At 68.1% G+C, this 12,386-nt stretch carries 10 protein-coding genes; 9 read left to right on the top strand and 1 reads right to left on the bottom strand.

Going from position 1 to position 12,386, the window contains the following annotated elements:
• The first annotated feature begins 52 nt into the window (after positions 1-52).
• The 4 genes from NE2_RS27175 (at position 53) to NE2_RS27160 (ending at position 4,530) form a co-directional block, all read left to right on the top strand.
• Positions 53-946 (top strand): ABC transporter ATP-binding protein, encoded by an 894-nt coding sequence (locus NE2_RS27175; RefSeq protein WP_063030668.1) that lies wholly within the window; start codon positions 53-55, stop codon positions 944-946.
• Positions 946-1,740: an efflux permease Rv1217c-related protein gene (locus tag NE2_RS27170; protein ID WP_063030666.1), complete on the top strand. Its 795-nt coding sequence runs from the start codon at positions 946-948 to the stop codon at positions 1,738-1,740. The genes NE2_RS27175 and NE2_RS27170 overlap by 1 nt, the downstream gene beginning before the upstream one ends.
• 120 nt (positions 1,741-1,860) lie before the next feature.
• Entirely contained in the window at positions 1,861-3,246 is a 1,386-nt protein-coding gene (locus NE2_RS27165) for an acyl-CoA dehydrogenase family protein (RefSeq protein WP_036524539.1), read from the top strand.
• Positions 3,247-3,291: 45 nt separating this feature from the next.
• A complete protein-coding gene (locus NE2_RS27160) occupies positions 3,292-4,530 on the top strand; it encodes an acyl-CoA dehydrogenase family protein (RefSeq protein ID WP_063030664.1) in 1,239 nt (412 codons plus the stop codon).
• 320 nt (positions 4,531-4,850) lie between these two features.
• Here NE2_RS27160 and NE2_RS37735 read toward each other — a convergent pair whose 3' ends face one another.
• Entirely contained in the window at positions 4,851-5,207 is a 357-nt protein-coding gene (locus NE2_RS37735) for an alpha/beta fold hydrolase (RefSeq protein WP_373862285.1), read from the bottom strand.
• Between the two features lie 184 nt (positions 5,208-5,391).
• Between NE2_RS37735 and NE2_RS27150 the strand changes: the two genes are divergently transcribed.
• From NE2_RS27150 to NE2_RS27130, 5 genes are all read left to right on the top strand, one after another.
• Positions 5,392-7,062, top strand: a complete 1,671-nt coding sequence (locus NE2_RS27150) for an acyl-CoA synthetase (protein ID WP_373862286.1) — start codon at positions 5,392-5,394, stop codon at positions 7,060-7,062.
• 144 nt (positions 7,063-7,206) lie between these two features.
• Positions 7,207-8,865: an acyl-CoA synthetase gene (locus NE2_RS27145; RefSeq protein WP_063030660.1), complete on the top strand. Its 1,659-nt coding sequence runs from the start codon at positions 7,207-7,209 to the stop codon at positions 8,863-8,865.
• Between the two features lie 128 nt (positions 8,866-8,993).
• Entirely contained in the window at positions 8,994-9,572 is a 579-nt protein-coding gene (locus NE2_RS27140) for a hypothetical protein (protein WP_063030658.1), read from the top strand.
• Positions 9,573-9,895: 323 nt separating this feature from the next.
• On the top strand, positions 9,896-11,401 hold the full coding sequence (locus NE2_RS27135) for a PepSY-associated TM helix domain-containing protein (RefSeq protein ID WP_307618026.1): 1,506 nt from the start codon (positions 9,896-9,898) through the stop codon (positions 11,399-11,401).
• A 283-nt stretch (positions 11,402-11,684) separates the two neighbouring features.
• The gene (locus NE2_RS27130) at positions 11,685-12,383 is read left to right on the top strand and encodes a DUF8020 domain-containing protein (RefSeq protein ID WP_063030656.1); all 699 of its coding nucleotides are present in this window, start codon (positions 11,685-11,687) and stop codon (positions 12,381-12,383) included.
• Positions 12,384-12,386: the final 3 nt, after the last annotated feature.

Below are 12,386 nucleotides of genomic sequence, written 5' to 3'. Positions count from 1 at the left end.
ACGGGTTCGCAGGGCTCTGCTCTGCCCGGCCCCGGCCGCGCAGTCTGGGACCATGCCACCGATGCTCGCGATGCGCGGCCTGACCAAGTTCTACGGTCACACGCCGGCACTGCTCGACCTGGACCTCGAGGTTCCGGCGGGAGTGATTTTCGGATACCTGGGACCCAACGGGGCCGGTAAGACGACGACCGTCCGGATACTCGTCGGCCTGATGCGGCCGACCCGCGGTTCGGTGACGGTCGCGGGCGCGGACGTCGGACGTGACCGATCGGCCGCCCAGCGCCATATCGGCTATCTCCCCGGCCAGTTCGTCGCCTATCCGGATCTCACCGCCGAGCGGTATCTGACCTACCTGGCCCGGCTGCGCGGCGACGTCGATCCGGCGGTTCCGCGCGAATTGGCCGAACGCCTGAACCTGGATACATCGGCTCGAATCTCGGCGATGTCGCACGGCAATCGGCAGAAGGTCGGGCTGGTGCAGGCATTCATGGGCAAACCGGACGTACTCGTGCTCGACGAACCGACCCAGGGGCTGGATCCGCTGGTCCAGCGAGAATTCCTGGCTCTGTTGCGAGAGGCCCGCGACGCCGGGCGCACCGTATTCCTGTCCTCGCACGTGCTGTCGGAGGTGCAGGCGGTCGCCGACACGGTGGCGATTCTGCGGCGGGGCCGGTTGGTCGAAGTCCGGTCGGTCGCGGCACTGGCGGCGCAATCGCTGCGGCGACTCGACCTCACCTTCGCCTCCACACCTCCGGAACCGCAGCTGCTGGCCGCCGTCGGCGGGGTGCGATCGGTCAGCGGCGCCGGGCCGGTGCTGCACGTCGAGGTGGACGGCTCGACGGCCGAACTCCTGAAGTTCGTCGCACCCTACGGGGTGGTCGACGTGATCAGCCACGAACCCGATCTCGAACAGGTCTTCCTCACCTACTACGGACAGGACAGCTGATGTTCAGCACGGTGTTCGTCAAATGCCTGCGTGACCAACGGCGCGGGTTGATCGGCTGGAGCCTCGGGATCGTCGCGCTGGTACTGCTGGAATCGGCACTGTGGCCGTCGATATCGAACATCCCCGGGCTCCGGCAGATGGTCGACAACTACCCGCCGGCATTGCGGAAGCTGCTCGGGATCGAGGACTTCCTCACCGGCACAGGCTTTCTCAACACCGAGCTCTACAGCATCATGCTGCCCATCCTGTTCCTGGTCTTCTCGGTCTCGCGCGGCGCCCGCGCGATCGCCGGGGAGGAGGAGTCCGGGACCCTCGAGGTGTTGCTGGTGACGCGGGTGACGCCGGTGCGGCTCGTACAGGAACAGGTCGCGGTACTGCTCACCGGCCTGGTGGTGCTCGGCACCGTGCTGTTCGCCTCCGTTGTCGTGTTCTCGGCGATATTCGGGATGCATATCGGCGTCGGGGCCGCGGCGACGGGATCGATCGCCATGGTCGCGCTGGCCGCGCCGTTCGGCGGGCTGGCCTTGGCCGTCGGCGCCGCTTCGGGTCGCCGCCTGGTCGCGGTCGCGGTCGCGAGCGTGGCCGCGGTGGCCGCCTACGTGCTGTACGCGGCGTCGAAGATCGTCGACGCGGTGCGCCCGTGGGGCCGGTGGTCGCCGTTCGAACAGGCGCTGTCCGACGGCCCGATGGGCGCGGGCCTGCGGCCGGGCTATCTGTGGCTCGTGGTGGCCGCGGCTGTCTTCGTGGTGGCCTCGCTGCCGATTTTCGATCGTCGCGACATCGCCGGGGTATGAGATTCGATACAGACCGATCGGCACTCGACTGCCTACTTACTCTGGAGTAAGATAGACTTACTCGCAAGTAAGATCCTGGGACCGATCACCCGAAACCCATACCCGAGAAGACTGGTGACTATGAGCACTCGAGACACCGCAACGGAGCGACGTCCGGATTCCGCCGTCGGCCTCAACCCGGTCAAGCGCGACTGGATGGGCGCGGCCATGCGGGTCATGACGACCATTACCGGTTCCGAACTGGCCGAGAAGTACAACCTGCGCAAGCCCATCGAACGGCTGACCTACGAGGGCACCAAGACCGGCTTCCGCACGCTCGGCGCAGCGACCCGCGCATTCGGCAAGGTATCCGGTGGCGGTAAACCGAAGCGCTTGCCCGCCAACGAGTCCCGCAGCAAGGACTACTTCGACCTCACCCCCACCGACGAGCAGCAGATGATCGTCGAGACGGTGCGCGAATTCGCCGCGGAGATCCTGCGTCCGGCGGCCTACGAGGCCGACGGCGCGGCCCAGGCGCCCAAGGACCTGCTCGAGCGCGCCGCCGAACTGGGCATCACGCTGATCAACGTGCCCGAGGAGCTCGAGGGTGCGGCCACCGAGCGCGGCGCGGTCACCAACTCGCTGGTCGCGGAGGCGCTCGCGCACGGAGATATGGGCCTGGCGCTGCCGATTCTGGCCCCGTCGGGTGTGGCCGTCGCGCTGTCGCAGTGGGGTTCGGACGCACAGCAGCAGACCTACCTGGGCGCCTTCACGGGTGAGAACGTTCCGCAGGCCTCGGTCGTAATCAGCGAGCCGCGGGCACTGTTCGACCCGTTCGCGCTGCAGACCAAGGCCACCCGCTCCCCCAGCGGCTACCGGATCAACGGTGTCAAGAGCCTGGTTCCCGCCGCCGCCGACGCCGAGCTGTTCATCGTGGGCGCCGAAATCGACGGCCGCCCCGCGCTTTTCATCGTCGAATCGGATACGCCGGGTGTGGTGATCGAGGCCGATCCGAGTATGGGCCTGCGCGCCGCCGGTCTGGGCCGGCTGATCCTGGACAACGTCGCGGTTCCGGCCGAGGCCATCCTGGGTGACGGCGACGCCGCCCAGCGCGCCGAGGAATACGCCGACGCGGTGCGACTGGCCCGCCTGGGCTGGGCGTCGCTCGCGGTCGGCACCGGCCAGGCCGTGCTGGACTACGTCAAGCCGTACGTGAAGGAGCGCGAGGCCTTCGGCGAGCCGATCGCGCACCGGCAGGCGGTGGCGTTCATGGTCGCCAATATCGCCATCGAACTCGACGGCCTGCGGCTCGTGACTCTGCGGGGTGCGTCACGCGCGGAGCAGGGGCTGTCCTTCTCCCGGGAGGCGGCGCTGGCCCGCAAGTTCGCCACCGACAAGGGCATGCAGATCGGCCTGGACGGCGTGCAGTTGCTCGGCGGCCACGGCTACACCAAGGAACACCCGGTCGAGCGCTGGTACCGCGATCTGCGGGCGATCGGCGTCGCCGAAGGTGTGGTCCTGATCTGATCCGGGTCTCCTCGACCCCTGAACCGTATTGATGGAGACATTCCGATGATCAATCTCGAACTCCCCAAGAAGCTGCGGGCCAGCGCCAACCAGGCCCACCAGGTCGCCGCCGAGATCTTCCGCCCCATCTCGCGCAAGTACGACCTGGCCGAGCACGAATACCCGGTGGAGCTCGACACCATGGCCGCCATGGTGGAGGGCCTGGCCGACTCCGGCACCCAGGACATCTCCGGCGCCACCGGCGGGCGCAAGGCCAAGTCCGGTGAGGAGGCCGCCGACAGCCACTCCACCGAACTGCTCGGCAACAGTAACGGCGGCAACATGTCCGCTCTGCTGAATGCGCTCGAAACCTGCTGGGGCGACGTCGGTTTGATGCTGTCGATCCCCTACCAGGGACTGGGCAACGCCGCGATCGCCGCGGTCGCCACCGACGAGCAGCTGGAGCGCTTCGGCAAGGTGTGGGCGGCGATGGCCATCACCGAACCGTCCTTCGGTTCGGACTCCGCCGCCGTCTCGACCACCGCGGTGCTCGACGGTGACGAGTGGGTCCTCAACGGCACCAAGATCTTCGTGACCGCCGGCTCGCGCGCCACCCACATCGTGGTGTGGGCCTCGGTGGACAAGTCCAAGGGCCGCGCGGCGATCAAGTCGTTCGTGGTGCCGCGAGATGCCAAGGGCCTCACCGTCGCTCGCCTCGAGCACAAGCTCGGCATCAAGGCCTCCGACACCGCCGAACTGCGCCTCGAGGACTGCCGCATTCCGGCCGACAACATCCTCGGCAGCCCGGAAGTCAACGTGGAAAAGGGTTTTGCCGGGGTCATGCAGACCTTCGACAACACCCGCCCGCTGGTGGCCGCGATGGCCATCGGTGTCGGCCGCGCCGCGCTCGAGGAACTGCGCACCATCCTCGAGGAGTCCGGCGTGGAGATCTCCTACGACATCCCCGCCAACAACCAGTCCGCCGCCGCCGCGGAATTCCTTCGCATGGAATCGGATTGGGAGGCCGCCTACCTGCTCGCCCTGCGCGCGGCGTGGATGGCCGACAACAAGAAGCCCAACTCCCTCGAAGCCTCCATGTCCAAGGCCAAGGCCGGGCGCATGGGCACCGACGTGACCCTGAAGGCCGTCGAACTGGCCGGCGCGGTGGGCTACTCCCAGCGCACGCTGCTGGAGAAGTGGAGCCGTGACTCGAAGATTCTCGACATCTTCGAAGGCACCCAGCAGATTCAGCAGCTGATCGTGGCGCGGCGCGTGCTCGAGCTGAGCAGCGCGCAGCTGAAGTAGGTTGCGGGACAACGGAAAACCGGTGCGGGTCCGACTCGCACCGGTTCACCGATCGGCCCTACACCGGATCGACCGACGGCCGGTTCCGGTTACCGCTTGGAGAAGCGGCCGGTCAGGTAGGTCGTCACGATGACCATGATCGTGAAGAGGAGAGCGATCAGGACTGCGGCGGTCGGCCAGTTCATGGTGTCATCCTCCCTTGCGGCACTGCCGCTCCTCGATGTACACCTTCGACGGTAGGGCGCTGACGGTTCCCGATCCCGTGCCGTAGGTCCCGTTCGAGGCGCTGGAGGTCACCCGAGCGAAGGACCGAGGTCGATTCAGGCCGTCGGCTGGGCCGGCCTGCCGTCCACCTCGGCGAGGAAGTCGGTCAGCTCGGCGTGGAACGTGTCCCACTGCTCGGCGAAGCACAGGTGCGAGGCGTCCTCGATGGTCACCATTCGCGAGCCCAGACTTTCCGGCGCCGGCCGCCGGTCGAGCGTGTACTGCAGGGCAAGCATCCCGCCCCACGAATTGCCGAGCAGATGGACGCGCTCCAAGCCCAGCGCCGCGCGCACGGCCACGAGTTCCGCGACGAACCGGTCCACGGTCCACAGCGAGGTATCGCTCGGCCGATCGGAATTGCCGCAGCCGAGCTGGTCGTAGAAGAGGGGGTAGCGCGAGGACATCCTCGACATAACCACTTCCGGCGAACCCCTGGCTACCGATCGGCCGAGCCGGCGGTGAACGATTCGGCAACAGGCGTACCCGCTCGCCATGGCCATCCGGCCCACATTCGAGGCCAATTCGTTGACCGGAAGTGTGTACCAAGTCACACTTGCGGCTGCTACCGTCCCCAGCACGCGATCGGGTCGTGTGGAGGTGGTTGCCGTGGGCGTCGGTATCGGGTCGATTCTGCAGGGGGTGCAGCGCAAGGCGGTCGAGGTGACCGAGGCGGTGCGAGCGCTGAATGTGCTGCGGGAGCGCGGTTTGATCGACCCACGCAATCTGGGTGAGACGGTGTTGTCGGCGAAGGAGGGGCGCCGGCTCGGGCCGCAGGCGACGATGGTCCGGCATGCCGCGCGGATGTGGCCGCAACGGCCCGCGCTGGTCGACGAGCACGGAAGTATGACCTTCCGCGAACTCGACGACAATTCCACCCGGCTGGCCCGCGGCCTGCAATCGCTCGGCGTCGAACCCGGAACGGTGATCGGCATTCTCGCGCGCGATCATCGCGGACTGCTGCTGGCGATGGCGGCCGCCGGGAAGGCCGGGGCGCGGCTGGCACTGATGAACACCGGCTTCGCGAAACCTCAGTTCGCGCAGGTCTGCGAGCGCGAGCACGTGAAGGTGGTGCTGCACGACAGTGAATTCGTCGGCCTGCTCGACGCGCTGCCGCCGGAGTTGCCGCGGGTCATCACCTGGGTCGACGACGGCACCGAATTGCCCACGGGCGCAATAACGATCGAGGAATTGATCGCGGCCCATCCACCGAACGAGCTGCCGCTGCCGGCCAAGCCGGGCGGCTTCGTGATCCTCACCAGCGGCACCACCGGCCTGCCGAAAGGCGCTCCCCGGGAGGCGGTTTCGCCGATCGCCTCGGCTCAGATCACCGATCGGATCCCGTTCCCGGCGCAGGGCACGATGCTCATCGTCTCGCCGATCTTCCACAGCACGGGCCAGGCCACCTGGCTGATCGCCACCGCGCTGGGCGCGACGACGGTGATGATGCGCCGCTTCGACGCCGAGCGGACCCTGGCCCTGATCGCCGAACACGAGGTCGATCTGCTGGTCGCGGTGCCGACGATGCTGCATCGGATGGTCGAACTCGATCCGGCGGTGCGCGAGCGATACGACCTGTCCTCACTGCGATCCATCGTGCTGGCGGGATCGGCACTGTCCCCGGAGTTGACCGTGCGCGCCACCGAGGCGTTCGGCCCGGTGCTCTACAACCTCTACGGCTCCACCGAATGCGCGGTGGCAACGGTGGCCCAGCCGGCCGATCTGGCCCTCGCCCCGGGTACCGCCGGCCGCGCGCCCGTCACCTGCGAGGTGGCGTTGTTCGACGAGAACGGCAAGCGTGTGCACGGCGCGAATGTCAAGGGGCGCATATTCATTCGGTCCGGCGCACCCTTCGGCGGATATACCGACGGCCGGCACAAGCAGATCATCGACGGCTACATGTCCTCCGGCGACGTCGGCCACTTCGACGAGCACGGGCTGCTGTTCGTCGACGGCCGCGACGACGACATGATCGTCTCGGGCGGCGAGAACGTCTTCCCACAGGAGGTCGAGAACCTGCTGCTGGAGCGGGCGGACATCTTCGACGCCGCGGTGGTCGGCGTGGACGACGTGGAATTCGGCAAACGCCTGCGCGCCTTCGTCGTGCCCGAGCCCGGCGCGACCCTGGATCCGGACGAGATCAAGGCCTACGTCAAGGGCACCCTAGCCCGCTACAAAGTGCCGCGTGACGTGGTGTTCCTCGACGATCTGCCGCGCAACGCCACCGGCAAGCTGCTGCGCCGGGCACTGGTGGAATACCAGATCACATAACCGGTCACCCGACCAGTTGTACGGTACCGTCGGTTACAGAGACGCGAACCACACCCGCCTGCCCCTGCTTGCTAGGGTTGACAGGCACTGGATCTCGATGTTGCGGTCCCGCCTGCCTGGCGGAATCCGCGGAAGGTTGTACCTATGTCAGCTGTCCTTCCGTCAGCAAGCACTGCCCTCCGAAAGGCCGGAGATCTGGCTCTGGGGGTCAACGTCATGCGCAAACGCGGGCTGTTCAGCCCGCTGCGACCCGACCATGCGGTCAGCTCGGCGCTCAACGTCACCAAGTTCGGACCCTTCGCGGGCGTGATCATGCACGCCGCGAAGACCAATCCGAAGTCCGCGGCGCTGCTGGACGAGCGGGGCGAGCTGACCTTCGCCGAGGTCAACGAGCAGTCCAACCAGCTGGCTCGCGGCCTGGCGGCACACGGTCTGCGCGAGGGTGATGTGGTGGCGCTGCTGGCGCGCGACCACCGCGGCATGGTGCTGAGCCTGGCCGCCACCGGCAAGCTCGGTGTGCGGGCGGTGTTGATGAACACCGGCTTCGCGAAACCGCAGTTCGCCGATGTCGCCACGCGCGAGCAGGTCAAACTGGTGCTGCACGACAGCGAGTTCTTCGACCTGATGAGCGCCATTCCCGACGAGATCCCCCGCATCCTGACCTGGGTGGACGAGTCCGACAACGTCGATCCTTCGATCCCGACCGTCGATTCGCTGCGCGAGGGCCAGTCCCCCGATGCGGTGAGCGCGCCGGCGAAGCCGGGCGGCATGGTGATTCTGACCTCCGGCACGACAGGCACCCCGAAGGGCGCGCCGCGCGACAAGGTCAGCCCGTTCATCTCCGCACAGTTCCTGGATCGAATTCCGTTGCCCCGCAACGGTTCCATGGTCGTCGCGGCGCCGGTCTTCCACGCCACCGGGCTCTCGCAGTTCACCCTCGGGCTCTCGCTCGGCAACCGGATGATCTTCCAGCAGCGGCGGTTCGATCCCGAGAAAACGCTCGCCAACATCGACAAGTACAAGGCGGAGTCGCTGGTGGTGGTGCCGACCATGCTGCAGCGCATGCTGGACCTGCCGCCCGAGACGCTCGCCAAATACGACATGTCCTCGCTGCGGATGATTTTCGCCGCGGGCTCGGCGATTCCGCCGGACGTCGTGACGCGCAGCCTGGACTACTTCGGTGACGTCCTCTACAACGTGTACGGCTCCACCGAATGCGCGCTGATCACCGTCGCGAGCCCGGAGGATCTGCGCAAGTCGCCGAGCACCGCGGGACGCCCGCCGCTCGGTATCCGGCTGGCGCTGTTCGACGAGAACCGCAAGCGCATCACCGAACCGAACGTCACCGGCACGATCTTCATCGAGAACGCGCACTCCTTCAAGGCCTACACCGACGGCCGCACCAAGGAGACCATCGACGGCATGATGTCCAGCGGCGACGTCGGGCACTTCGACGAGGACGGGCTGCTGTTCATCGACGGCCGCGACGACGACATGATCGTCTCCGGCGGCGAGAACGTCTTCCCGCAGGAGGTCGAGCACCTCATCGCCGATCGCGCCGACGTGCAGGAGGCGGCGGTCGTCGGTGTCGACGACAAGGAGTTCGGAAAGCGCCTGCGCGCCTTCGTCGTGCCGGGTCCCGACTCCAAGCGAGATGCCCAGGAGATCAAGGACTACGTCAAGGCGAACCTCGCGCGTTACAAGGTGCCGCGCGAGGTGATCTTCCTCGACGAGCTGCCTCGCAACGCCACCGGCAAGCTGCTGCGTAAGCCGCTGACCGAAATGGACGTCACCGGCGACTGAGTTCATCGGCACCGATCGGCCCGGGAGTTTCGACTCCCGGGCCGATCGTGTTTCCGCGCAGCTTCCACGCGGGAAGAGTCGGACGTATCTGTGAATTTGCTTCGAAGCGGTCGGCTATCATTCAGCTCGTGCTTCCCCCGTCCGGCCGCGTATCGGCCCGCGCCCAGGTGTCGACGCGTGCGCGTCGGGCCGCGGTGGCGCGGTTGCGGGGCGCGTCGGCCGGATCCGTGTCGGGCGCCCTGTCGATCGCCGCGCACGGATGGGCGGCGGGCGGGATGCCGGTGCAGTCCAGCACCCTGATGCTGCTCGTGGCCGCCTCCACCGTGGTCGGCGCGCTCGTCGCGGGGCTGGCGCCACTGCGCACCACCGCCGTCGGACTCGTCGCGGCCCTGTGGGGCGGGCAGCTGATCGGCCATCTGGTGATGTCGGCCGATATGGCGCAGATGCACGATATGCCGCTGTGGACGCCCGCCATGCTGGGCGCTCACCTGGTCGGCGCGGTGTGCGCCGCCGTCGTCATTCTCGGCGCCGAGGCCGCCTACCGGATCGGCACCGCCGTTATGCGGGCGCTGCCCGTCCCGGTCAGCCTCCCGGCCGTCGACGAACCGATTCTTCCGCGCAGCGTTCACCGCGACCGGGTGATCCTGCGGATCTTCCCCACCGAGACCTTCCGCACCCGCGGACCCCCGCTCGCTGCGTCCTGCTGATACATCTCATCACCCACATTCGCGAATCCTTCTCGCCGACAGTGCGTTCCGGGTAACCGGCGCAGCATTTCGGGTGCTTCGAACGCGGGATCGGGCGGCGTATCGTCCGCACCGTAACTCTGCGGGCGAATCCGAACCGCGTCGTCCCGGCGCGAATTCGGCTGTCTCGGAAGCGGGTACCGCCACAGTCCCAGTGCGGCGGAACCCGAGACCGCGCCGATGCCGGATACGGTCGCGCCGTGCGGCACACAGCCGCGAGGCGATGCGAGCCACGCGGTTTTCGCGCACAGCCATGTGGGTGCCCTCGAACAGGAGCACTACCAGTGAGCATCACCGATATTCCGGCTGCCGGCACCGAGCCGCCGCAGCCGGAGAAGTCGCCGCCCGAGGCGGCGCAGCAGTCACCACCCGGTTCGGCCGATCAGTCGCGACCGTCTCGGTCCGGCACCGCACGGGCGGTGCAGGCGCCGGCCATGCGGCTGCACTTCTACGCCGGCGTCTTCGTCGCGCCGTTCATCCTGATCGCGGCGGTGACCGGGGCGCTGTACGCGGTCGCCCCCAGCATCGAGTCGATCGTGAATCGCGATCTGCTGCATGTGGATTCGACCGGCCCGGCGCGGCCGCTGTCGGAGCAGATCGCGGCGGGTGTGGCCGCCGAACCGGGACTCGCGCTGGTCGCGGTCGACCCGGCGCAGCACGCGGGCGACACCACCCGCGTGATCTTCACCGATCCGAGCCTCGGTGAATCCGAGCGCCGCGCGGTCTTCGTCGACCCGGCGACCGCGACGTCCGTGGGCGACAGCGTCGTGTACGGCAGTACGGGTGCGCTACCCATGCGCACCTGGATCGATGTGCTGCATCGCAACCTGCATCTCGGCGATGTGGGCCGGCTCTACAGCGAGATGGCCGCCTCGTGGATGTGGATCATCGCGCTGGCCGGTGTAGCGATGTGGCTGCGCCGCTCCCGTGGCTCGCTGCGGCGGCTGCTGTGGCGGGACCGGTCGAAGGCCGGTCGCCCGCGCAGCGTCGGTGCGCATGCCACGGTCGGCATGTGGATTCTGCTGCCGCTGCTGTTCCTCTCGGCCACCGGTCTGACCTGGTCGTTACACGCGGGGCAGCACATCACGTCGCTGCGGCAGCAATTGAGCTGGACCACGCCGGTCGTCGACACGGCGCTGCCGGGTGCACCGATGCCGTCGATGCCGGCCGGTGGCGAACACGCCGAACACACCGGCGGCCACGGCATGTCGATGCCCGTTCCCGCCGACCGCGCCGCCCAGGCGGACAAGGTCCTCGCGGTGGCCCGCGGACACGGTATCGACGGTCCGGTCGAGATCTCCGTCCCGGCGAAGGACACCACCGCCTTCACCGTCAAGGAGCGCCGCCTGCCCGGGGTCTACACCCAGGACGCGATCGCCGTGGACGGTAGGACCGGCGATGTCACCGACATCCTGCGCTACGCGGACTGGCCGCTGATGGCCAAACTCGCCAACTGGGGCATCGCGCTGCATATGGGCATGCTGTTCGGCCTCGCCAATCAACTGCTGCTGCTGGCCACGATGATCGCGCTGATCACCGTGATCGGACGCGGCTATCTGATGTGGTGGCGACGACGGCCGACCCGCGCGGACGGCCCGTTCACCGTCGGGCGGGCACCGGCACGCGGAGTGCTGCGGCGGGCGCCGCGGTGGATCAGCGTGCCGCTGATCGCGGTCACCGTGGGGATCGGCTGGTTCGCACCGGTGCTGGGCGTGAGCCTGCTCGCGTTCCTGATCGTCGATGTCGTCCTCGGCCTGATCGCGGGACGACGCCGGGGAGCAGTCGTCTGAGGTCCTGAATCGTACTCGGTTACGACACCGGCCGAGGTAATTCGGTTGCGCCGCACCATCATTCCCGCGCACGCGAACACCACCGCGTCGCCCGTGCGATGGACCGCGCTCGGCCGGGTCGTAACAGCCGCCGACAGCGATCGGCCGGCATCACCGATTGCGCCGTAGATCCGCAGGACGTACCGCCCGCGGTCGTCCGGGGCTGCATCATGCCCACATTCGACGCAGTCGGCACATCTCCAGCAACTTTCGTTTACCTGATACCGCAAAAGGATTCATCACCATGGGAATCAAGAACATCGCCGCCACCGCCGCCCTCGTCGCCGCCGCCCTGGGCCTGAGCACGGCCACCGCCGGCGCCGCCCCCACCGACGCCGGCGCGGTGGGCTTCCAGGCCACCACCACGCCGACCGGCACCGTCATCTCCACCGATGCCGGATCGCTGTCGGCCGACGACGGCGTATTCACCGTCAAGGCGGCCGACGGCACCGTCCTGGCCGGAACGCAGCTCTCGTTCCGGGTCGACGATTTCGTCTTCCCGATCGAGGCGCGGATCCACGACCGCACCGCGACCCTCACGCCGAAGTTCGACCTCGCGCACGCGGCCTACCAGCCGGTCGCGATGCCATTCGAGGACAGCGCGCCGTGGAAGACCCCGTACGACCGGGAGCAGGCCGCGTGGAGCCGGATGACCAGCACCCTCAGCGCCGGCGCCTCGATCGGCACCCTGGTGGGCGGCATCGGTGGCGCCGGCATCGGCTGCGTCCTGGGCGGAATCGCGGGCGCGACCATCGCGGCGGCCACCATCGTCGGCATGTTCGGCCCGTTCGTTCCGGCCGCGGTGGTGGGCTGCCTCGGCGGCATCGTGGCCATCGGCGCGCTCGGCACTCTCGCGGGTCAGCTGCTGGTCACCGCCCCGGTCGCGGTTCTGGCCGCGGCCCAGTACTTCACCACGGTGAACTCCCCGTTCCCCGCGAAGTGAGAT

The organism is Nocardia elegans NBRC 108235, from assembly GCF_001612845.1.
Lineage (GTDB): Bacteria > Actinomycetota > Actinomycetes > Mycobacteriales > Mycobacteriaceae > Nocardia > Nocardia nova.
This window is presented reverse-complemented; position numbering and strand designations above follow the sequence as displayed.

Excerpts from the sequence above, each read along its gene's own strand:
- NE2_RS27175 (WP_063030668.1), top strand. The coding sequence starts at position 53 with ATGCCACCGATGCTCGCGATGCGCGGCCTGACCAAGTTCTACGGTCAC.
- NE2_RS27170 (WP_063030666.1), top strand. The coding sequence starts at position 946 with ATGTTCAGCACGGTGTTCGTCAAATGCCTGCGTGACCAACGGCGCGGG.
- NE2_RS27165 (WP_036524539.1), top strand. The coding sequence starts at position 1,861 with ATGAGCACTCGAGACACCGCAACGGAGCGACGTCCGGATTCCGCCGTC.
- NE2_RS27160 (WP_063030664.1), top strand. The coding sequence starts at position 3,292 with ATGATCAATCTCGAACTCCCCAAGAAGCTGCGGGCCAGCGCCAACCAG.
- NE2_RS37735 (WP_373862285.1), bottom strand. The coding sequence starts at position 5,207 with ATGTCGAGGATGTCCTCGCGCTACCCCCTCTTCTACGACCAGCTCGGC.
- NE2_RS27145 (WP_063030660.1), top strand. The coding sequence starts at position 7,207 with ATGTCAGCTGTCCTTCCGTCAGCAAGCACTGCCCTCCGAAAGGCCGGA.
- NE2_RS27130 (WP_063030656.1), top strand. The coding sequence starts at position 11,685 with ATGGGAATCAAGAACATCGCCGCCACCGCCGCCCTCGTCGCCGCCGCC.